Annotated in this window: 18 protein-coding genes and 2 tRNA genes; 14 read left to right on the plus strand and 6 right to left on the minus strand. The window is 64.4% G+C overall.

Annotated elements, in window-relative coordinates; all coding sequences use genetic code 11:
• Positions 1-10: 10 nt before the first annotated feature.
• From V9L18_RS08600 to V9L18_RS08630, 7 genes are all read left to right on the plus strand, one after another.
• A complete protein-coding gene (locus V9L18_RS08600) occupies positions 11-1,396 on the plus strand; it encodes a cystathionine beta-synthase (protein ID WP_337346780.1) in 1,386 nt (461 codons plus the stop codon).
• A 15-nt stretch (positions 1,397-1,411) separates the two neighbouring features.
• Positions 1,412-2,575, plus strand: coding sequence for a cystathionine gamma-synthase (locus V9L18_RS08605; RefSeq protein ID WP_337346781.1), 1,164 nt, complete (start codon positions 1,412-1,414; stop codon positions 2,573-2,575).
• Positions 2,572-3,858 carry a glycosyltransferase 87 family protein gene (locus tag V9L18_RS08610; RefSeq protein ID WP_337346782.1) on the plus strand — a complete coding sequence of 429 codons (1,287 nt, stop codon included), beginning with the start codon at positions 2,572-2,574 and terminating at the stop codon, positions 3,856-3,858. The genes V9L18_RS08605 and V9L18_RS08610 overlap by 4 nt, the downstream gene beginning before the upstream one ends.
• 14 nt (positions 3,859-3,872) lie before the next feature.
• Positions 3,873-4,394, plus strand: a complete 522-nt coding sequence (locus tag V9L18_RS08615) for a winged helix-turn-helix transcriptional regulator (RefSeq protein WP_337346783.1) — start codon at positions 3,873-3,875, stop codon at positions 4,392-4,394.
• Positions 4,391-5,722 (plus strand): MFS transporter, encoded by a 1,332-nt coding sequence (locus V9L18_RS08620; RefSeq protein ID WP_337346784.1) that lies wholly within the window; start codon positions 4,391-4,393, stop codon positions 5,720-5,722. Before V9L18_RS08615 ends, V9L18_RS08620 begins: the two co-directional genes overlap by 4 nt.
• A 134-nt stretch (positions 5,723-5,856) precedes the next feature.
• Complete coding sequence (locus V9L18_RS08625) at positions 5,857-7,281, plus strand: glycosyltransferase 87 family protein (RefSeq protein ID WP_337346785.1); 1,425 nt, start codon at positions 5,857-5,859, stop codon at positions 7,279-7,281.
• Between the two features lie 9 nt (positions 7,282-7,290).
• Positions 7,291-8,079 carry an SDR family oxidoreductase gene (locus tag V9L18_RS08630; protein ID WP_337346786.1) on the plus strand — a complete coding sequence of 263 codons (789 nt, stop codon included), beginning with the start codon at positions 7,291-7,293 and terminating at the stop codon, positions 8,077-8,079.
• A 107-nt stretch (positions 8,080-8,186) separates the two neighbouring features.
• Here the strand turns inward: V9L18_RS08630 and V9L18_RS08635 are convergent, their stop codons facing one another.
• Genes V9L18_RS08635 through V9L18_RS08650 form a run of 4 tightly spaced genes read right to left on the minus strand, consistent with a single transcriptional unit; the run spans position 8,187 to position 12,860 of the window.
• Positions 8,187-9,407, minus strand: a complete 1,221-nt coding sequence (locus V9L18_RS08635; RefSeq protein WP_337346787.1) for an acyl-CoA dehydrogenase family protein — start codon at positions 9,405-9,407, stop codon at positions 8,187-8,189.
• A gap of 9 nt (positions 9,408-9,416) precedes the next feature.
• Complete coding sequence (locus V9L18_RS08640; protein WP_337346788.1) at positions 9,417-10,943, minus strand: APC family permease; 1,527 nt, start codon at positions 10,941-10,943, stop codon at positions 9,417-9,419.
• A 31-nt stretch (positions 10,944-10,974) separates the two neighbouring features.
• Complete coding sequence (locus V9L18_RS08645; RefSeq protein WP_337346789.1) at positions 10,975-12,186, minus strand: glutathionylspermidine synthase family protein; 1,212 nt, start codon at positions 12,184-12,186, stop codon at positions 10,975-10,977.
• A gap of 2 nt (positions 12,187-12,188) precedes the next feature.
• Positions 12,189-12,860 carry a Tat pathway signal protein gene (locus tag V9L18_RS08650; protein ID WP_337346790.1) on the minus strand — a complete coding sequence of 224 codons (672 nt, stop codon included), beginning with the start codon at positions 12,858-12,860 and terminating at the stop codon, positions 12,189-12,191.
• A gap of 171 nt (positions 12,861-13,031) precedes the next feature.
• Between V9L18_RS08650 and V9L18_RS08655 the strand changes: the two genes are divergently transcribed.
• The 7 genes from V9L18_RS08655 to V9L18_RS08685 all read left to right on the plus strand — a co-directional run bounded on the left by V9L18_RS08655 (position 13,032) and on the right by V9L18_RS08685 (position 19,173).
• Positions 13,032-13,685: an MOSC domain-containing protein gene (locus V9L18_RS08655; RefSeq protein ID WP_337346791.1), complete on the plus strand. Its 654-nt coding sequence runs from the start codon at positions 13,032-13,034 to the stop codon at positions 13,683-13,685.
• A gap of 394 nt (positions 13,686-14,079) precedes the next feature.
• On the plus strand, positions 14,080-16,275 hold the full coding sequence (locus tag V9L18_RS08660) for a DEAD/DEAH box helicase (protein ID WP_337346792.1): 2,196 nt from the start codon (positions 14,080-14,082) through the stop codon (positions 16,273-16,275).
• 248 nt (positions 16,276-16,523) lie between these two features.
• Positions 16,524-16,595, plus strand: a tRNA-Thr gene (locus tag V9L18_RS08665).
• 61 nt (positions 16,596-16,656) lie between these two features.
• Positions 16,657-16,730: transfer RNA gene (locus tag V9L18_RS08670), tRNA-Met, on the plus strand.
• A 960-nt stretch (positions 16,731-17,690) separates the two neighbouring features.
• A complete protein-coding gene (locus V9L18_RS08675; protein WP_337346793.1) occupies positions 17,691-18,461 on the plus strand; it encodes a helicase C-terminal domain-containing protein in 771 nt (256 codons plus the stop codon).
• Positions 18,462-18,563: 102 nt separating this feature from the next.
• On the plus strand, positions 18,564-18,824 hold the full coding sequence (locus V9L18_RS08680) for a hypothetical protein (protein ID WP_337346794.1): 261 nt from the start codon (positions 18,564-18,566) through the stop codon (positions 18,822-18,824).
• 49 nt (positions 18,825-18,873) lie between these two features.
• Positions 18,874-19,173: a hypothetical protein gene (locus V9L18_RS08685; protein WP_337346795.1), complete on the plus strand. Its 300-nt coding sequence runs from the start codon at positions 18,874-18,876 to the stop codon at positions 19,171-19,173.
• 67 nt (positions 19,174-19,240) lie between these two features.
• Here the strand turns inward: V9L18_RS08685 and V9L18_RS08690 are convergent, their stop codons facing one another.
• Both V9L18_RS08690 and V9L18_RS08695 read right to left on the minus strand, forming a co-directional pair.
• Positions 19,241-20,356, minus strand: coding sequence for a hypothetical protein (locus V9L18_RS08690; protein ID WP_337346796.1), 1,116 nt, complete (start codon positions 20,354-20,356; stop codon positions 19,241-19,243).
• A 1,473-nt stretch (positions 20,357-21,829) separates the two neighbouring features.
• Positions 21,830-22,126 (minus strand): hypothetical protein, encoded by a 297-nt coding sequence (locus V9L18_RS08695; protein WP_337346797.1) that lies wholly within the window; start codon positions 22,124-22,126, stop codon positions 21,830-21,832.
• Positions 22,127-22,320: the final 194 nt, after the last annotated feature.

The following is a 22,320-nucleotide window of genomic DNA, read 5'->3' on the forward strand; positions in this document are numbered from 1 at the left end:
CTTTGTACCTATGAAGTACGCCCAGTCCATCCTGGACCTCATCGGCAAGACCCCCCTCATCAAGCTCAACCACGTCACTGACGGCATCCAAGCCACAGTCCTGGTCAAGCTGGAGTACCTGAACCCCGGCGGATCCATCAAGGACCGCATCGCGGCCAAGATGATCGAGGAGGCCGAGCGGGAAGGTAAACTGCTCCCCGGCGGGACGATTGTAGAACCGACGTCCGGCAATACAGGGGTGGGCCTGGCCCTGGTTGCCCAGCAAAAGGGCTACAAGTGCATTTTTGTGGTGCCGGACAAGGTGGGCGAGGACAAACGGGCCGTCCTTCAGGCCTACGGCGCCGAGGTGGTAGTGACCCCCACCGCCGTCGCCCCTGACAGCCCGCAGAGCTATTACAGCGTCTCGGACAGGATCGTCGCGGAGACCCCTGGCGCCTACAAGCCGGACCAGTTCTCCAACCCGGCGGCCCCCGGCAGCCACTATGAGACCACCGGCCCGGAGATCTGGCAGGACACCGACGGAAAGGTCACGCACTGCGTGATCGGCGCCGGCACCGGCGGCACCATCACCGGCACCGGACGGTACCTCAAGGAGGTCTCTGCGGACCGCGCGGAGTCCGACGGCGGCCGGGTCAGGATCATCGGGGCGGACCCCGAAGGTTCGGTCTACTCCGGCGGGACAGGGCGGCCGTACTTCGTTGAGGGCGTGGGTGAGGACATGTGGCCGGCGAACTATGACAAGTCCGTGCCGGATGAGGTCATCGCCGTGAGCGACGCCGACTCCTTCGCCATGACGCGCAGGCTGGCCCGTGAGGAAGGCCTGCTGGTGGGCGGCTCGTCAGGGATGGCCGTGGTGGCTGCGCTGAAGACCGCCAGGGACCTTCCGGAAAGCGCCGTTGTGGTGGTCATCCTGCCCGACTCCGGCCGCGGCTACCTCGCCAAGATCTTCAACGACCAGTGGATGCGGTCCTACGGCTTCCTCTCCGGCGGCGAGGAAGCGTCGGTGGGCGAGGTGATCAAGTCCAAGACCGGTGAACTTCCGGACCTGGTGCACATCCACCCGAACGAGACCGTCCGCGACGTCATCACCATCATGAACGAGTTCGGCGTCAGCCACATCCCGGTCCTCTCCCAGGAGCCTCCCGTGGTGATGGGCGAAGTCCTGGGCGCCGTGGACGAACGGACCCTGACCTCCAAGCTGTTCCGCGGCGAGGCAAAGCTGACGGACAAAATCTCCGAACACATGGGCCCGAAACTTCCCATCATCGGCTCGCTGGAAACCATCTCTGCGGCCCGCGCGCTGCTGTCCGATGTGGACACGGTGATGGTGACGTTCGTCGGGGCGCCGGTGGGCATCCTGACCCGGCACGACCTCCTCGCGTACCTCAGCAACTAACTCCAAAGGAGCATCATGCCTGTTTCTGAAAACCAGGGCTTCAACACCCGCGCCGTGCACGCCGGCCAGGCCTTCGAGCCCCGCACCGGCGCCGTCGTCCCTCCGCTGCACTTCAGCTCCACCTATGCGCAGGATGGCATCGGCGGGCTCCGCGACGGCTACGAGTACGGCCGCGGCGGGAACCCCACCCGCGACGCCCTGCAGGAACAGCTTGCCGCGCTCGAGGGCGGCAGCCACGCGTTCTCTTTCAGTTCCGGCCTGGCGGCGGAGGACTCCCTGATCCGCGCCTTGACCCGGCCCGGGGACCACATTGTGCTGGGCAACGACGCGTACGGCGGGACGTACCGGCTCATCAGCGGCGTGCTCGGCGACTGGGGCATTGGCAACACGCCCGTGGACATGGCAGATCTGGACTCGGTCAGCAAAGCAGTGGCGGCCAACAAGACCCGCTTCGTCTGGGTCGAAACCCCCTCCAATCCGTTGATGAAGATCACGGACATCGAGGCACTCGCCAAGGTGGCGCACGACGCCGGTGCCCTCCTGGTAGTGGACAACACCTTCGCGTCCCCCTACCTGCAGACCCCGCTCGCCCTGGGTGCGGACGTGGTGGTCCACTCCACCACCAAGTACATCGGCGGCCACTCTGACGTTGTTGGCGGCGCCATTGTGGTCAACGACGCCGAACTCGCGGAGAAGATCGGCTTTGTCCAGTTCGCCGTAGGAGCGGTGTCCGGCCCGATGGATGCGTTCCTCACCACCCGTGGCCTGAAGACGCTTGGCGTGCGCATGGACCGGCACAGCGACAACGGCCAGGCCGTGGCCGAATGGCTGCTGGAGCGCCCTGAGGTGGAAGCCGTCCTGTACCCGGGCCTGCCCTCGCACCCCGGCCACGAACTGGCCAGGAAGCAGATGAAGAAGTTCGGCGGCATGGTGTCCGTGCAGTTCAAGGGCGGTGAGGCGGCGGCCCGCACCGTCGCGGAAAACACGTCCGTGTTCACCCTCGCCGAGTCGCTGGGCGGCATCGAATCGCTGATGAACTACCCCTCAGAAATGACGCACGCCTCGGTCAAGGGCACCGAACTGGCCGTTCCCGTCAACCTGATCCGGCTGTCCTGCGGCATCGAAGACCTTGAGGACCTCATCGCGGACCTCGAGCACGCCTTCACGTTCATCCGGTGACCGCAACTTCCCCGGCACTGGCATCCCGCACCACCCGCGGCTGGATTGCGACGGCGGGCGGTGCTGCCGCCGTCGTCCTGGCCCTGGTGGTGCTGTATTCCGCGTACATTCCGCTGATGAACGACTTCGAGGTGTACTACTACGGCGGCAGCCGCGTGCTGCAGACCGGTGAGTCCGGCGCCCAGGAGCTCTACGCACCCCGTGACGGCCTCCCGTTCACCTACCCGCCGTTCGCGGCGCTGCTGTTCGCCGGGCTCGCGCTCCTGCCCATGGGCACCAGCAGCCTGGTGTTCAGCACGACAGCGCTGGTGGGGGCCGGGGTCGTGGCCGCCTGGCTGGCGCGGCACTACTTCGGGCTCCGCAGTTGGCGCACGTCCTTCGCCGACTGGCGGTTCCGTTCGGTTGCTTTGGCGGGTACCGCGGCCATCCTCCTGCTGGGACCATGGCGGGACACTTTCGATTTCGGCCAGATCAACATCATCCTGATGGGGCTGATCCTCGCCGATTTCGCGCTGTACGGGAAAGACCGGGCGGGGGAGCTGAGGTGGCCCGCCGGGCTGTTGATCGGCATCGCGGCCGGCATCAAACTCACGCCCTTGGCGTTCGGCCTGTACTTCCTGGTGCGGCGCGACTTCAAGGCCCTCGGCTGGATGGCGGCCGGGTTCTTCGGCTCCATCGCCTTTGCTTGGGCGGTGCTGCCCAACGCCTCATTGACGTTCTGGACCAAGATCTTGCCGGACACCGGCCGGATCGGCGGGCCGGCATACCTGGACAACCTCTCCGTCAAAGGGCTCCTGCTCCACGTTGGCCTGCCCGACTCCGGCTCCACCAGCATGCTCTGGCTGGTGCTCTCGCTGGGTCTCGCCGTGTTGGCGGCCCTGGTGATCAAATGGGCCGTGGCTGCCGACGAGAACTTCGTGGCCGTCTCCGCCACCGCCGTGCTGATGCTCCTGATCAGCCCCGTCTCCTGGTCCCACCACTGGGTCTGGATGGCCGTGGCGCTGCCGTCCATGGCTTTCGCGATGCACCGTGTGCCATCCCGCAGCGGGAAAATGCGGCTGTACGGCTGGATCGTGGTGGGTTTTTCGGCTGTCGCGTTCTACCTCACGCCCAAGTACCTTGCCATGATGGCTGGTGCCAACGAATGGGGCAAGGATCCGCAGACCCAGTTGCAGTTGGCCGTCACTAGCCTCGGCGTTCTCTGCGGCGTGGCGCTGTTGGCGTACTGGGCGGTGGCGTACAGCCCGCCACGGCGGAAGCCTGGCTTTCTTCAAGAAAGTTAGCTAGGGTGCCCTCTATGGCACTCCGATCTGACTGGTCCGCGCGCAACTGCAGCATTGCCCGGGGCCTGGACATCCTGGGCGACCCCTGGTCCATTTTGGTGCTCCGCGAAGTCTTCTTCGGCAACGGGCGCTTCGATTCCATGAAGTCCCGCCTGGCGGTGGCCGATTCCGTGCTCACCAAGCGCCTGTCGGGCCTGGTGGAGGCCGGCCTGCTCAGTAAAAGGGCGTACGACGGCGGCGGGCGCACGCGCCAGGAGTACGTCCTGACAGCCAAAGGTGAAGACGCGCTCCCCGTCCTGAATGCGGTGGTGATGTGGGCGGAAAAGCACCTGCCCGCACCCTCCGAGCAAGCCCATATGTTCGTGATCCACGCCGGCTGCGGGCAGCGGACCAGTTCGGCGGATACGTGTACCGGGTGCGGCGAGCGGCTCACCGCCGCCAACACCAGCTGGCACGGCCTCACCCGCTCCGGGGCTCCCGTGCGGCTGGCCACGGCGGCCGGGCAGGCCACCACACAGAACGGGGCAGCCGCATGAGCACCACCGAAACGGCCCGCCGTCGCCGGCTGCACCCGGCATGGATCGTGGCCGCCGTCGCCTTCCTGGCCCTCGTCGGCGCCGCCGGATTCCGGGCTGCTCCGGGGGTCCTGATGGTGCCGCTGCAGCAGGAGTTCGGCTGGTCCACGACCGTGCTCTCGGCAGCGGTCAGCATCAACCTGGTGCTGTTCGGCCTCACTGCTCCCTTTGCCGCCGCCCTCATGGAGCGGTTCGGAATCCGTGCGGTCACGGCCACGGCCCTGGTGCTGATCGGCGCCGGCAGTGCGCTCACGGTGCTGGTCAACCAGTCCTGGCAGATCCTGCTCACCTGGGGGCTGCTCATCGGCCTCGGCACGGGGTCCATGGCGCTGGTCTTTGCCGCCACCATTGCCAACACCTGGTTCGCCAAAAGCCGCGGCCTGGTGATCGGCATCCTCACCGCCGGAAGCGCAGCGGGCCAGCTGGTCTTCCTCCCCTTCATAGCCATGCTGGCCCAGGATCCGGGCTGGCGGCAGGCCTCACTGCTCATAGCGGCCGGTGCGCTGGCGGTGGTTCCCCTGGTGCTGAAGTTCCTCAAGAACTCACCGGCCGACGTCGGCGTGCTGCCCTACGGCGAAACGGTGCCTGAGGAGGGATCGGCAGCCCTGTCCCCGGCTGGATCGCTGACCCCGGCCGGGCCGGAGAGCGGGAGCAGCAACGCCGCAGTCCGGGCACTCCAGGTCCTGAAGCGGGCCAGCCGGGTCCGGACGTTCTGGGCGCTCGTGGCGGGCTTTGCGATCTGCGGCGCCACCACGAACGGCCTGATCGGCACCCACTTCATCCCATCCGCCCACGACCACGGCATGCCAGAAACCACGGCCGCCGGGCTGCTTGCCGTCGTCGGGATCTTCGACATCGTGGGCACCATCGCCTCGGGTTGGCTGACCGACCGGTTCAATCCCCGGATCCTGCTGGCCGTCTACTACCAGTTCCGCGGCATCGGCCTGCTGGTCCTGCCGCTGCTCCTCAGTGCCACAGTCCAGCCCAGCATGATCGTGTTTGTGGTGATCTATGGCCTGGATTGGGTGGCCACTGTGCCGCCCACGGCAGCCATTTGCCGCAAGACCTTCGGCTCGGACGGCAGCGTGGTGTTCGGCTGGGTTTTCGCCGCCCACCAATTGGGCGCCGCAGCTGCCGCGCTGGGCGCCGGAGCCATCCGCGATGCCACCGGCCAGTACACGTACGCCTGGTTCGGGGCCGCGGCCATGTGCACCATCGCGGCTGTCATCAGCGCCACGATCCGCAAGGACGCAGCTGCGCGGGAGCCCGTACCTGTAGCTGCTGCCTGAACACCATCCCGACACATGCCGGGAATCATCCCTATGCATATGTAGTATGTAGCTACGGCCAGCCGCCGTTCCAACGATGCAACTGACGGTGGAACGCGGCCGCCCGCAGCTAGAGCGACCTTGGGGGACAACGGATGGCACAGCGCGACCTGCATTTATCGGCAGTCAACCCGGCAAGACCGTCAGTGGCCCCCGGCCCGCGACGTGGAGGACCGGCGTTGTGGCGGACAGCCACGCTGTGGCTGCCCGCCGTCGTCATCGCGGTGCTGGCCTGGTTCCTGCTGGCCGGGTGGAACAAACAAGGCCTCGATTTCAGCGTGTACTGGCATGGTGGCAAGATCCTGAACGACGCCGGCTGGGCTGCCTCAGACCTGTACGGTCCGAATGTTGAATGGGTCGGAGGCCCCAGGCTGCCCTTCACTTACCCACCGTTCGCCGCACTCGTCTTCAGCCTCCTTGCGCGGCTCCCCGAGCCTGTCGCCCTCCAACTCTTCAACACTGCCGGTGTGGCTGTGGCCGCGTGGCTGTCGCTGCTCGCCGTGCGCTATTGGAACGCCAAGGCGGACTGGCGCCGGACCTTCGAAACCCCACGCAGCCGCTGGATCGCTGCAGCCGTCCTCCTGGCGATGCTGACCCTCGGCCCCTGGCGGGAGACGCTGGCATTCGGCCAAGTCAACATCTTGCTGATGGGCCTTATGGCCGCGGACCTGCTGTCCCGGAACCACCGCTGGAACCGGAGCATGCCGGGAAGCGGGTTCCTGGTAGGAGTGGCGGCCGGCATCAAGCTGACGCCCCTGGTGTTCGGGCTCTACTACCTGGTGCGCAAGGACTGGCGCGGCCTGGCCAACATGGGCGCCGGCTTCGGGGCCACCGTGCTCCTCGGCTGGCTCCTCCGCCCCGCCGAGACCCTGCAGTTCTGGCTGGAGATCCTGCCGGACACGTCCCGGATCGGCGGGGCCGGCTACGTGGACAACCTCTCCATCAAGGGGGCGCTGTTGCACTTCGGTGTCCCGGCGTCCGCGGTCACGGTTCCCTGGATGCTCCTGAGCCTGCTGGTGGTGGCTTTGGCCGCCGCAGTCATCAAGCTCGCGTCCGATCAGGGCGCCCGCGTAGTGGCCATGTCCGCCACCGCTTTGGCCATGCTCCTGATCAGTCCTGTCTCCTGGTCCCACCACTGGGTTTGGGTCGCTGCCGTCCTCCCCGCATTTGCCTGGACGCTGCGGGAAACCCCGGAGCGCTACCGTCGCCTGCGCGCGGGCATGACATCGGTGTTGCTGCTCTCGGTCCTGGTGTTCTTCTTCTCGCCGAAATCCATCGGGATGGCGTTCGGCGCCGAGAACCTTGACATCCAGACGCCGGGGCCGTGGATCATGGCCTCCAGCACCGGAGTGTTCTGCGCGGGAGCGGTCCTGCTGTGCTGGCTGGCGGTCCTCCGCCTCGGCGCCCTGGCCCACGCCGAGCCGCAGGCGCAAGTTCCGGCCGTGGCTTTGCTGGAAGCACTCGCTGAGCCTGTGGCCGAACCTGCCCCCGCAGCGCCCCCGGCGGCCGTCCGCTACTAGGCTGGTCAGATGGAATCCACTCCCTTTGAGTCCATGCCCCGTGAATCCACTGCCAGGAAAGCAGCACTGGTCACCGGGGCAGGCAGGCTTGCCAGCATCGGCGCCGGCATCGCCCGGCAACTGGCAGCCGATGGCTGGGACCTGGTCCTGAGCTACTGGCACGACTACGATGCCCGGATGCCGTGGGGAAGCCAGCCCGACGACGTCGTGCGCCTCACCGCCGAGCTGGAAGCGATCGGCGCCCGCGTCCACACAGTGCCGGCCGACCTGCAGGATCCCGCCGCTCCGGACCGGCTCATGGCCGAAGCCAACCAGCTCGCCGGACCGCTGCAGGCCATGGTCCTGAGCCATGCCGAGTCCGTCGATTCCGGCATCCTGGACACCACTCTGGAGGCATTCGAGCGCCACTTCGCGGTCAATACCCGGGCCAATTGGCAGCTCATCGCCGCGTTCGCCCGGCAGGTTACCGATGACGGCGGCGCGATTGTGGCGCTGACCAGCGACCACACGGCCTTCAACCTGCCTTATGGCGCTTCGAAGGGCGCCCTGGACCGGATCGTGATCGCCGCGGCCCGGGAGTTCGGGCCGCTGGGCATTTCGGCGAACGTCCTGAATCCCGGACCCATTGACACCGGGTGGATGAATGACGAGATCAGGGAAATGGGGACGCGCCAGCAGCCGGGCGGACGCCTCGGCACCCCGGCCGACGTCGCTGGCACCGTGGCCTTCCTGCTGTCCCCGGCAGGCCGCTGGGTCTCGGGCCAGTTGATCAAGTCCGACGGCGGCTTCTCCGCGTAGGTGCCCTGCCGGCGTTTGGTGCCCGGCCCCTCCCAACTAGGTAGCAGCAGATGTCGTTTTGAGGGCTCAAAACAGCATCTGCTGCTACCTAGTTGGGTGGGGAGGGCTTAACGGAACGCGCCGAAGCCGGTGATGTGCTGGCCCACGATGAGCGTGTGGACCTCGTCGGTGCCCTCGTACGTGCGGACCGACTCCAGATTGGCGGCATGGCGCAGCGGCGAATAGTCCAGCGTGATGCCGTTGCCACCCAGGATGGAGCGGGCTTCCCGGGCGATCGCCAGGGCTTCCCGGACGTTGTTCAGCTTGCCCAGCGAAATCTGCTCCGGTTTCAGGGTCCCGGAGTCCTTCAGCCGGCCAAGATGCAGGGCCAACAGGGTGCCCTTCTGGATCTCCACCAGCATGTTCACCAGCTTCTCCTGCGTTAGCTGGTACGCGGCCAGCGGCTTGCCGAACTGGAGCCGCGCCTGCGAATACGCCAGGGCAGCCTGATAGGAATCACGGGCGGCGCCCATGGCGCCCCAGGCGATGCCGTACCGGGCCTCGTTCAAACAGGTGAACGGTCCGCGCAGGCCCCGGGCAGCGGGGAGCAGTGCCTCCGGACCCAGCCTGACGTCGTCGAACACCACATCGCACTGGATGGAGGCGCGCATGGACAGCTTCTGCGTGATCGGGATGGCGCTGACCCCCGGTGTTCCCGCCGGCACCAGGAAACCGTGGACGCCGTCGTCCGTCATGGCCCACACCACCATCACTCCGGCCACCGACGCCAGGCCAATCCACCGCTTCGCGCCGTCCAGCACCCAGCCCGCCCCGTCCCCGGAACCGTCGCGCCGGGCAAACGTGGTCATAGAGGAAGGGTCCGAGCCGGCGGTGGGTTCGGTCAAGGCGAAGCAGCCGATTATCTCCCCGGCAGCCATCCGGGGGAGCCATTCCTGTTTTTGGTCCTCGGAACCCCACCTGTGGATGGCCGTCATCGCCAGGGACCCCTGGACCGACACAAACGTGCGGATCCCGGAGTCCCCGGCCTCCAACTCCATCGCGGCCAGGCCGTATTCGACGGCGGACCGTCCAGGGCAGCCATAGCCCTCCAGATGCATGCCCAGGACGCCCAGCTCGCCGAGTTCGGGAGCGAGCTCCAGCGGAAAAACGGCGCTGTCATACCAGCGGGCGATGTCTGGTTTGATCCGCTGGTCGGTGAAGTCGCGGATTCTCTGGCGGACCTGCAGTTCCTCCGCGCTCAGGAGCGAGTCAAGAGCGAGGACGTCCGAGGGATCGGTTGGGGCGGGAACTTCCGGGAATTCGTCGGGGACACCTGGGGCTTCGGTCATCGCAGGTCCCTAGGCCGGATTCGAAGTGGTGGCTGCAGGGGCGGGCTTGCCCATGAAGTATCCGCGCGTTGATGGCAGGAACCGGCAGACGACGGCCAGCACAACGCCGAGGGCGAGGAGCACAACGCCGCTGACGAAAGCCCCTCCCACACCTAGAATCTCGGTGTCGCCGTAAGCCGGGTCCCACATCTGGACGGCGGAAATGAAGAAGGCGGCCGTGAGCATCAATGCCCCAATGAGGGGAAGGATGCCCCGGAACCAGAGGTTGCGGGCGGATCCGCGGAGCGTTCCGCGGAAGTACCAGAAGCACGCGTAGCCGGTAAGCGCATAGTAGAACGCGATGAACAGGCTGATGGAACTGATGGAATCGGAGAGCAGGTTCTCGCTGAGGAAGCTCATGGCCACGTAGTACACCACGGCCGCGGCGCCCATCACCTGGGTGGAGAACCCCGGAGTCTGGTTGCGCGGGTGGACTTCGCCAAACTTCGGCGGCAGTGCACCATGCACGCCCATGGACAGGGTGCCGCGGGCCGTTGGCAGGATGGTGGTCTGGGTGGAGGACAGCACAGAAGCCAGGACGGCCACCACAATCAGCCAGCCCCAGGGACCAAGGACCACGTCTTTCATAGCGAGGAAGACGTCGTCCTGGTTCGCTTCGTTGCCGAGCCCGATGCCCTCGGTGCCCACCGTGGCGTACATCATCACCAGCAGCGCCATCGAGACATAGATGGCCACCAGGACAAAGGCCGAAATGACGGCGCCGCGTCCGGGCGTGGTGGACGGGTTTTCGGTTTCCTCATTTACGGCGAGGCAGGTGTCCCAGCCCCAGTAGATGAACAAGGCGAGGAGGGCGCCATGCACCACCGCGCCAGGATCGGCGAAAGCCCCGGCCGGATTGAACCACTCGATGTCGAACGCCTGGCCTTCGGGGGCGCCGCCCGCGATCCTGATGATGATCGCCAGCGCAAAGATGCCCAGCGAGACATATTGCACGTAGGTCAGGACACGCTGGACGTGCTCGCCCAGCCGGATGCCCCGGTAGTTCACAAGGGTCATGAAAAGAATGAACAGCACGCCCGTAGCCGTGACCACGAGATCGTTTTCCGCCAGCGAGCCGTCCCCGATGAGCAGCCACACGTACTGGCCGGCCACCTGGGCCAGGTTAGCCAGGACCACGACGCCCGCCAGCGCAACGCCCCACCCACCCAGCCACCCCGCCCAAGGACCAAAGGCCCGGCGGGACCAGGTGAACGTGGTGCCGCAGTCCGGCATGGCGCTGTTCAATTCGCGGAAGGCATAGGCGATGAACAGGACGGGGATGAAGCCAAGGAGCAGGATCAGTGGGGTGTAGTTTCCGTTGACGGCCACGATCAGGCCCAGCGTTGCGGCCAGCGAATACACCGGTGCCGTGGAGGCGAGGCCAAGCATGACCGAGTCGCCAAGGTCCAGGATGCCCGCCCGAAGGCCTTTGGCGGGAACGGCACCGCCGGACGGTCCGCCGGAGCCGCCGCCCGCCGTCGTTATTTCTGTACTCATGGTGTCACCGGGCTCTGAAATGCCAGGGGGCTCATAGGGCGATACCTGCCTTGTTGTTTTGGGCTGCCGCGGAAAGCGGAGCCGGGGCATCAATGGTGTTGGGTACAAAACGGCAGAAGTAATCGGTGATGGGGCCATCCGATTCCCGGATCCCGCACCCTACGGACTCGCCGTCCACCACCCAGAGGCCCAGGACGGGGTGGTTGCCGTCGAAGTCCGGCAGTGGATGGAACTGCTGGTAGCACCAGCCCTCGCGGCCATATCCGCCCGGCTGCTCCAGGTTGATGCCCTGGGCATGGATCCTGATGTTGTCGCCTTCGCGCCCGTGAAGCGGCTTGGCCACCCATTCCTTCAACGGCCCCGGCTCGTTGAGGTAGGCGGGCAGGAGGTTGGGGTGGTCCGGGTACAAATGCCAGAGCGCGGCGAGCAGCGCCTTGTTGGAGAGCAGCATCTTCCATGCCGGCTCAACCCAGCGCGGGTTGTGCGCACGCTGCAGCAGGCGGTGCCCAAACGGCTCCTTCATCATCAATTCCCACGGGTAGAGCTTGAACATGGTGCTGATCATGAAATTGTCCAGGTCCACAAAACGGTTCAGGTTGGGATCCCAGCCGATGTCGGACATGTTGATTCCGATGGTGGTCCAGCCTGCCTGGCTGGCCACGTCCCGCATGTAGGCGGCCGTCATCCAGTCCTCGCCGGATTCCTCGGCCTCTGAATGGGCGATGTGGAGCGTGCTCATCCCGGTGCGGTACTGCATTTTCTTCCACTGCCGGATCAGTGCCTCGTGAATCCCGTTCCACTGGTCCTTCTCGGGGAACACATCCTGCAGCCAGAACCACTGCGCCACGGCAGCCTCGATCAGGCCCGTGGGGGTGTCGGCGTTGTACTCCAGCATCTTGGCCGGTCCGCCCTGGCCGTCGTAGATGAAGTCGAAGCGGCCGTAGACGTCCATGTCCCCGGCCTGCAGCGACTCAGCGGCGAGCTCCAAGGCCTGCGGACCGATGCCGATGTTGCCCATGGCGCCCGTCGCCAGGAACTTTGCAGCCTCCAGGCACATCTTGTGCATGTCCTCGGCCGTGACCTCCAGGGCCTCCACCTCGTCCATGGTGAATTCGTAGTAGGCGGCTTCATGCCAATATTCGATTTTCCGGCCGTCGGGCATGGTGGTGGTGGAGAAGACCAGGCCCTGCTCTTCGATCTTCCGCTTCCAGTCGGGCCTGGGCTCCGATAACAACCGCTTCACGCCTAGCCCCCCGTGCTTCCGCCCTTGGAGCTGCTGCCGAAGCCGCCCCTGCTGACGGTGCCACCCTTGGTGCTGTACCCCGTGGACGCTTTCGCACCGCTGGGGATGGTGCTGGTGTAGCTCGGGTACGAGGAACGGTTCTGCCCTACACCCGGTACGCTCGCGCCGCGGGAGTAGAAGTACCACGCATAGAGCCCGCCACCGCGTCCGGCAGAGCTGTTGCACTGGGTGTCCTCCACGCGCTCGCCGGTTTCGTCGTTGAAACAGACCTGCGCGTACTCCGGTTCGTCCTGGTTGCTGGCTACGACGGCGGTGATTGTCCCGGCGAGGAGGGCAGTGACCCCCAGGCCCACCACCACGGTGCGCCGCTGGGAACGCTTTTTGCGCGCCGCGGCCTCGTGCTCCTGGCGCTCGCGGTCCCTGGCGAAGGGGTCCACCATCGGGGTGGGTTCATTCAGGAGATCAGGACGCAGTTCGGGCTTGGGGACCTGCCATGGCGGGGGTTTTGGCGCGCCTGCCGGCGTTGAACCGCCGACGGCGTGGCTGCCGCCCGCGTTGGTGCCGCCCGTGTCAGTGCTGCCCTTGTCAGTACCGCCGGTGTCAGTGCTGCCCTGCGAACCGTTGCCGGGCAGGTCCTGCTGTGGATCGTGCTCCGGATCCTTATTCGGGTCCACGGCGTCCCCCCTCGGTAGTCCATGTTGAATGTGGGCGCACCTGTGCGCCGGAATCTCAAACCTGAATTCAGCGTAGTCTCTGCCCGCTCCGGCTGCGAGCAGGAAACGGGACAGAACTGCCCATCGCCGGTTCCAACGGCGCCAGCGTGCCGGGAACCCTACACTGGAGCCATGGAAACCGCATCAGTGCTCGCAGTCTGCCGTGTCCACCAGCTCCTTCCCGATGAAGGCAGCGTGGGAGTCACGGCCATAGACAAGCGGCCGGTGGAAGGTCCTGTCAAGGTCCACAAGCTGGGCATTCACGGTGACGTTCAGGCAAGCCGGATCCACCACGGCGGCGAAGACCAGGCCGTCTACGCCTACTCCCAGTCGGACGCTGACTACTGGGCTAACGAGCTCCAGAGGGACCTGCCGCCGGGGGTGTTCGGCGAGAACCTCCGGGTTTCCGGCATCGAAACCACCGGGGCAATCATTGGGGAACGTTGGAAAATTGGGCTGGACGTCGAGCTGGAGGTCACCTCGCCCAGGGTCCCCTGCGCCGCGTTCCAGCGCCGGATGGGGGAGCCACAGTGGGTGAAGCGCTTCACCGACGCCGGCCGCGTGGGCACGTACTTGCGGGTCATCCGGACCGGCACCATTCGGGCCGGTGACCACATCCACCGTCTGTACGTCCCGAAGCATGGCATCACTATCGGTCGTTGGTTCAGCGATCCGGACCTTGAGGTTATGGAGGCCCTGCGGGACGCAGACGCCGACGGCGAGATCCGCCTCCAGCCCGAATACCACGACAAATTCGAGCTGCTGCTGCGGCGGCTGGGCCGGTAGCCCAGCCCAAACCGGCGGCAATGTGCGCAAGCTCACCGCCGCCGTCGGGCATTAATTTAGTCCTGGGCGGATCTGTGCCTTACACTTGAAACATCCCCCACTCCGGAAATCCCTTATTCCTGCCCAATTTTTGAGGCAGGACTGGCAAGTGTTGGGGCCCGCGAATGTGAAGCGGGCATTTTCATAGGGAGAGCCGGCTAAAGAAAACGCTGTACAGACTGCTGGGATAGCAGCCAAGAGATGCAGCGGGAAGTCCTGCCACGGGATTGCGAAAGCGCCGGACTTCTACGTGACCGGCCGGTCAACGAATGCCCGGCATCCACGGCACATGTACTGCGGCTCCGCTCACCTCGGGTAGTGCCGCCTGGCCCCCTATGGATGAGGAAATTTCCCTATGCCCGAAAATCAGAACGACGTCACTGCAGAAGCCGTGACCGCCGAAACCGCCACCATCGAATTCACCGAGCCCGCTGTTCCCGCAGCCGAGCCCGCCGTCGAAACCGCCGCTGAGCCTGCCGCAGAGGCGCCCGCCGCCGAAGCGCCTGTCGAAGCACCCGCCGCAGCCCAGGTCGAGGAAGCGCCCGCCGCGCCCGCCGCCAAGGCTGAGGACGAGGAAGAAGAGGGCATCAAGTTCGCCGATCTCGGCATCGACGGCCGCGTCCTGGCCGCCCTGCAGGATGTCGGCTACGAAAAGCCTTCCCCCATTCAGGCAGCCACCATCCCGCTGCTGCTTGAAGGCCGCGACGTCGTGGGCCTGGCCCAGACGGGCACCGGTAAGACTGCAGCATTCGCAGTACCGGCACTGTCCCGCCTGGCCGAACTCCACGACCTCAATGGCCCCTCCCGCAAGACCCAGGCCCTGGTCCTGGCCCCCACCCGTGAGCTGGCGCTCCAGGTTGCCGAGGCCTTCACCTCGTACGCCAAGCACATCGACGACTTCACCGTCCTCCCCGTCTACGGCGGCTCCGCCTACGGCCCCCAGCTCGCCGGCCTGCGCCGCGGTGCCCAGGTGGTTGTCGGTACTCCCGGCCGCGTGATCGACCACATCTCCAAGGGTTCCCTGGACCTGTCCGAACTCCAGTACCTTGTGCTGGACGAGGCCGACGAAATGCTGCGCATGGGCTTCGCCGAAGACGTGGAGCAGATCTTCCAGCAGACCCCTTCGGACCGCCAGGTTGCACTGTTCTCCGCCACCATGCCGAGCCAGATCCGCCGCATGTCCAAGCAGTACCTGAACAACCCGGCCGAGATCTCGGTGAAGTCCAAGACCACCACCGGCGCCAACACCCGCCAGCGGTACCTGCAGGTCATGGGCCCGCACAAGCTCGACGCCCTGACCCGCATCCTTGAGGTTGAAGAGTTCGACGGCGTCATCGCCTTCGTGCGCACCAAGATGGCTACCGAGGACCTGGCTGACAAGCTGAAGTCCCGCGGCTTCCAGGCTGCCGCCATCAACGGCGACATCCCGCAGCAGCAGCGCGAACGCACCGTCGACGCCCTGAAGGAAGGCCGCATCGACATCCTCGTGGCAACGGACGTCGCAGCCCGTGGCCTTGACGTGGAGCGCATCAGCCACGTGGTCAACTACGACATCCCGCACGACACCGAGTCCTACGTCCACCGTATCGGCCGCACCGGTCGTGCAGGCCGTTCCGGCGATGCCATCCTGTTCATGACGCCGCGGGAGAAGTACCTGCTGCGTTCCATCGAGAAGGCCACGCGCCAGCCGGTGGAGCAGATGCACTTGCCCACCGCGGAGACCGTGAACACCCTTCGCCTTGGCAAGTTCGCCGAGCGCATCACCGAGACCCTCGCGTCCGAGGACGTGGCCCCGTTCCGCGACCTCATCTCCTCCTACGAGGAAGAGCACAACGTTCCGGCGTCGGAGATCGCTGCTGCACTGGCCGTCATGGCACAGGGCGGGCAGCCGCTGCTGGTCAAGGAACTGCCTGCAGCTCCCGAGTTCCAGAAGCGCGAACGTGCCAAGGACGGCTTCGGCTCCCGTGGCCCGACCCGCACGCTCACCGAGGGCAACGCCACCTACCGGATCGCCGTCGGACGCCGCCAGCGCGTTATGCCGGGCTCGATCGTGGGCGCCATTGCCAACGAGGGCGGCATCTCCTCGGCCCAGATCGGCGGCATTGACATCCGCTCTGACCACTCCCTCGTGGAGCTCCCGGCCGACCTCAGCCCCGAGCAGCTTCGCGCCCTGTCCCGCACCCGGATCGGCGGCGAGCTGATCCACCTCGAGCTGGACAACGGCCGCAAGCCGTCCGGCGGGGGCGAGCGTGGCGGCTACCAGGGCAACCGTGGCGGCGACCGCGGCGGTTACTCCGGTGGCGGCGACCGTGGAGGCAACTTCAAGGGCAACGGCGGGTTCAAGAAGGAATTCCGCAAGAGCGACGGCGAGCGGTCCTCCGCTGACCGTGGTGGCCGTTCCTACAGCGAGCGTTCCGTTGGTGCCGACACCGGCTCCACCCGCGGCCAGGCCAGCGACTCCCGCTTCGGCGGCCACGGCGACGGCTCACGCAAGCCCCGCCACGGCAATGAAGGCGGACAGCGCGACTTCAACCGCAAGGGCAAATGGTAAGCGTCAGCTAGTCTGACATTTACCGACGATGGGCCGGCTTTCGAGCCGGCCCATCGGCATTTAACGCACGACGGCGGACCCCGCCTGTTCGCTTCGTCACACCGGTTTCGCGGGCAGGCCCCGGCGGCATGGCATTGGCTCCCTGGCGAGCCTTTCAGGCCCGGATTTACGCGCTTTTTGGTGCATCTGGTGGCGTCTGGCCGCCGATTTGTTGGTGGCGAAATCTTCCGGTAGAGTATTTACTCGTTGCCCCCCTAGCTCAGTGGTAGAGCGCGTTCTTGGTAAGAACGAGGTCACCGGATCGATTCCGGTGGGGGGCTCTGGATGAGGGCCTGTGTCAAGGCGGTTTTGACCGGCTTGGTGCAGGTTTTTCTCATTCGTGGCGGTGTAGCTCAGTTGGTTAGAGCGCACGACTCATAATCGTGAGGTCGGGAGATCGAGCCTCCCCACCGCTACAGGCTAAGCCCCCGGAATCCCCGAGATTCCGGGGGCCTTTTTGTTTTGGATGACGACTCATCTACATGGAGCGTCTCTTAGATTCTCCCGAAAACCACCATATTCTCTGTGGAGTGGCTGTTAAATGGCTGCTCCTGGCACGGACCTGGGCTGGTATGGCTATAGTGAGGCCCTCAGCGGCCGTGTACGGCCCTCACCGTCCTCCCGCAGCCTAATCCTTCGATCGGGTCGGGTGATGGCCCCTTGATCGCCTGGAGCGGCAACTGGGAGAAGATGGTCCTAGGTGCTCGACTTCCTGCTCCCCGTTGGTAGGGCTGCTAGCAGCGGCTCGAAGCAGAACTTTCGTCTGAAAATCGAAAGGTCACCGGATCGACGCCGGTCGGAGCCACCAGCTAGAACCCCGCCTCCCAGTCTTTACAAGGGAAGGGCGGGGTTCTTTCGTTGTCTGATGAACTTAGCAATTTTGCATAGATCAGCCTAGATCAGCCAGGTTTTGGTGCAGACCCTTGGCATGAACAGATGTCGGAGTGGCCTTCGGACGCGGACGCAAATCGACCTCCAAAGCTCCCAGAGCTCCGAGCCTTCATATGAAGGTCGGTTCCTGGGCGACCGCGAAAGCCAGCGCGTGATCACCTCAGCCGCGGCAACGCCGATTGCCAAGTCCATCATGGATGTGCGTCATGCAGCGCTTTCTGGGCCCGGGCCTGCTGCGGGGCACCGGGATCCAGGGCTTCAACACCTGGGCCGTCACGTTCGGCCAAGGTCATTGAGAAAATGGAACTCTCCGTCGGCGGGACCGGTTCAACTCAAGAGCCGGTTGCCAAGTTCCAGAACGTGCCCGAGCTGCTGAAGACGTTCCGCACCGTCGCGGACGTCAAAATCGCCGAGGACCTGAAACTGCCCGTCCCGGCCTCGCACTACGGGACGGGGAGGGGTGCGCAAGCCGAACATGCGGGGCTGTGGAGCCTAGCCCCGAACTGCGCGAATACATCCAGGACATCGGCAAGCGCGTGGTCGCCATCCAGCAACGCCTCGTGGACTCCGAGGAAGACAACATGCTCGAAGTCTCCTCAGACGGCCGCAAGGCAGCCCTGGACACGCGGCTCGTGGACCCACGCTGTTCCAACATGGGTCCACCAAGATCAGCGCCACCAAAGACCTACTGGCCAGCGTCTACGAAGTACACAAAGATCGCATCTACACCCACCCGAAAACCGGCGTACCCGGACCCGGTCCCCGGGGCCCTGCAGCTGGTCTTCTGCGACTTCGGCACACCGTCTGACCGGTGGAACGTCTACGGCGAAGTCAAAGACCAACTCCGCCGCCGCGGCGTACCCGAGCACATGGTCCGGTTCTTCCACGAAGCTAAGAATGAAAACGAGAAGGGACGGCTCTTTGCCGCCGGCCGTTCCGGTCAGGTCGCCGTCCTGATGGGATCGACCTCAAAGCTGGGTGTCGGCACGAACATCCAAAAGCGGGCCGTGCACCTGGCGGACATGGACGCCCCATGGCGGCCCTCGGACGTCGAGCAACGCCCCGGCCGCATCCTGCGCCAGGGCAACCAGAATTCTGAGGTCCGCATCTCCCAGGTCGTCACGAAGGAGTCCTTCGATTCCTTCATGTGGCAAGGACCGGAACAGAAGTCCAGATTCATCAACCAGATCATGCGCGGCCGCCTCGACGTCCGGGAAATCGAAGACATCGGGGACAACACCCTGAACTTCGCCTAGGCCAAAGCCATCACCAGCGGCAACCCGCTGGTACTGGAAAAGGCCGTCGCGGACCAGGAACTGGCCTGCCTCAGCCGCCTGGACCGGGCCTACAACCGCAACATGTTCGCTGTAGCCCATACCAAACGCGGCGAACAATCAGCAGCCGACGCAGCAACCGCCGACCTACCCCTGATCCAGGCAGCCGCGGCCCGGACCGTGGACACCAGCGCAGATGCTTTCAAAGCCAGCATCGACGGGAAGACCGTCGATAACCGCGGAGACGCCGCCGAAGCCCTCAGCATGGGCCGGCAAACACGGCCATCGGCTCATGAACCATGGTCCTGCCGCTCTGTACCGCGTCAAGCCCTTGGGCCATCTTGAGCGCGATCCGGACTATCCGTCTGGTGTTTCTCATCGATGCAGAAGTGCAATGGTCCTGTCTTTGGAGCCAGACGTCATTACCGCTGAAACGCCGGATACTGGGGCCCATCCGGGCTACAGCACCTGGGCTGATGGTTCACGCCTTTACGACAGCGAGGGCTATCCGCTGCCAAATAAGATGCATCAGCATTTTGGAGAAAGGGTTCCGTTCTTCGAACCCTCGGATACGGCGGCGATCGAGAGCCTGTGCAGGCAGACGATGTTTGCATTGAACCCGACGCTAAAACCGAAAGACTTCCTTCAATATGAACAGACGCCCGCGCCAAACGGCAGCGCGTTCGGATTGTGAGCCGGTTGCTTCTCCTTCCGTAGCGCACGGCAAACGCACGCTTCCTCGAATGAGGGCAGCGGCGCTTTCAGGGCGCCAAGCAGCCAGGCTGCGTGCAGGGTGGAGGCTTCTTACTCTTGGGAGGAGTGCGATGAGCATTCCAGAGCTCGCTTAGATCCAAAGATTCTTTGGCTTCCCTCATCTTCCTGAGGGCGTTGTCCGAATAGCGCATGTGATTGGTGGAACCGAAAACAAAGCGATGCGAATGCACATCGTCATTGCTGTCCAAGTTGAAGTGGCGCCGAACGGCTGTGGCTCGCGTCCGATCGATCCCGGATTTGTCCGCCAGATCGTAGGGCCCCATGTAAAACTTCTTCTCCAGATCAACTGTTCGGATAGCCGAGGGTTCCACATCACTGTCGGCGGCAACATAGGTCATAGGCAGACCACCGGTCTTGACGAGCTTTACTTCAACGGTGAGGCCCTCCCCGGAGACATTTGATCCTACTGTGCTGAGCTTCGGGAAAACTTGAGAACGTGACTTACCTGACCGTACCCCTCGTTCAACACGGCGGACGTCAGCCTCCCGAATCTCGGCTGCATCCGGATCTGTATGGGACTCCATTGCCAGTAGCGCTCTAATACGAGAATGTGCCTCCGCTCGTCCCCGCCGATTCGGATGCAGCAGCTCAGCAATGCGAGCGTACTCACGGTCAACCAGGAGCTGAAAGTCTTGGGGAGGCTCCGCGCTAATGGGAAGCACTCGGGCTGGTAGATGGTCGCCGAGCCGTTCACCGAACACCTTGTACAGCAGTTCGTCGTAAAGGGTGATGGAGGCGCGGACGTGCAGATACAACAGCCCCTCGTCCACCGTTGCATACCAATGCTGTTCAGCGTCCCGCCAAGCATCGATAACCCGCATTGTGCCGGCGTCTCCGTCGGACACTTTAATCCCTGGCGTCTCTTGGCATTTCCTGATCGCCGCTTCAAATGAAATGGATTTTTCTGAGCGCTTGTCGAATACCGTAACTTTGGCGGAGTCTAGCGAAGCCTTTAGCAGCATTTCAAACGCGTGCTGGAGGTTGAGCAAAACGGCCGTAGTACGCCCGTCATTGTCTAGCGAGTTAAAGGCTGCGACGGCAGTACGAAGCGACGACAACGACTTCCGTTTCAACTCACGGACATTTACGGACATACGCGGCATGCAATCTCCAGAGGCTCGCAGTTCCGCTACTCAAGGACGCTGTCTGGCTGTCACCATCAGGCCCCTTCTCGTTCGCGGCACTGCTTGGGGGTGATCATACGAAGGGAAATCTCACTTCCAACCTGATCTCTCGAGGAGGTCGGCAATGTGTCCCCTGCCTGAACTTCTCAGGAAGGCAAATAGTTGTGGCGCGGGCGGCCAATTGCTTCGATATGGCTCGTCGCAACGCCCTGTATAAAGGCCGCCGCCAGGGCTCGTTGATAAGCCTCCTTCTCGGCTCGTAGACAAACCTCCTCCGGAGCTGGTTGACAGACCTCCTCCGGAGCTTGTTGACATGCCCCCACCGGAACTTGTGGAAAGCCCTCCTCCGGAGCTCGTTGATAGGCCTCCTCCGGAGCTGGTTGATAGGCCACCGCCAGAGCTAGTTGACGCTCCCCCACCGGAACTCGTGGAGAGCCCCCCTCCGGAGCTGGTTGAAAGACCGCCGCCGCGGCCGGTGTAGTTATCTCTGGGCCATGTACTCATGTCAGTAACGTACTAGTTGCTACCGACATTTCTAGGCAGGCTGTTGGACCTACTTGGTCTGAGGGTCTGTCTAAAACGACGACTACTTTAACTGTCTTATTGCAGTGTTGGTCCATTTTAGAAATTTCGTGCCAATAGGCTTCCTCCATGCATTCATATAAACCTAGACAAGGTCCAACAACGGGGAGCGATCGCCTGGGACGATTTTTCCGTCTCGATCCTCATGTTTGTCCCTCGGAAGTGGCCGCCTTTCTCGAACTTGACCCCGAGCTCCAGTTTGAAGAACTGCGACAGCTCCGCCGAGATGCCGCACATCTTGGCGGAGGGAGCTTTGGTGCTTTAGTTGCCATCTATATTGGTGCGGCCCTAGTCGCCTATCCACTGATCGTTTCGGGTTTCTATCAGATCGTCGCTTTACCTATCCATCCGCTAGCTATCGGCGGGGGAGTGACTGGTATAGGTCTCGTTCTGGCATTGAACTTTGCACTGACTCAGAACAATCTCGCTCGTTTTGCCACGAGACTTGCTTTCTATGAGAAGGCGTTGGAGGTCCAACGGTCGGCACGCGGAAGGAGCACTTGGCGATGGCCAATCGGCAGATCGTGGGTTGAGTAGACAGTACGAGCGTGCAGAACCGGTTGCCGGTTTAGAACTGATCGGAACTAGGGTTCGAGGGTTTTGAGCTGGCTTGGCGGCGACCGCCCCTGTTGCCGCGGCCGTCCCGCCACCCTGGTAGGGCCACATTCACCTTCTTCTCCTTGACCGGGGTCCACCCTGCCGGCACGGTAGTCGATCCGCTGCCCGTGCAGCCACACACCCAGCGTGCGTTCGTGCTTGTCGTCCGTTTTCTGATGTCTCGGCCAGTCGTCGCCGACGGCCCGGAGGTTTTGCAGTTCCTCCAGCCGCTGCTGCCAGCGTGCCTCGTCGTCGGCCTGTCGTGTTGAGGGCTTATCCCACCCGGGGATGACCGCCAGGGGCCTCACGGTAGATGGAGGCGAGGGTGCCTTGTGCCGCTTGCAGCCGTCGGTGCACCAACCAGGCACCCAGGGCCCGCTCCCTTGCTGATTTGCCGTGGGTGACGGGAAGTCTGCCCTCGGCTTCGTGGAAGGCGATGATATCGGCCAGATTCCGCAGGCCCGCCTCGGGCGTCCGTCGCTCTGGACGTGGCAAGGCTGCTCTGTGCTCGTCCCGGATGGCAGGCTTTCCACGCGCCGCAATCTGTATGTGGTAGCGGACGGTGGTCACGATTGCAGGATGCCAGTCGGATTCCCAAAGCGCCTCGATCTTTCTACGTGACGCTAGCCCAAGTCGCGACTGTCCTGTCCACGACGACATTCCCCAGGAGACGAGGACACAATGCCGGACGCTGATGGTTCGAGAGTGGCACCGAAACCAAGGATCCAAGCTCGCCGAGTTCCTCGACCATCAGCTCCGGGAGA

The organism is Pseudarthrobacter sp. CCNWLW217 (assembly GCF_037203985.1).
Classification (GTDB): Bacteria; Actinomycetota; Actinomycetes; order Actinomycetales; family Micrococcaceae; genus Arthrobacter.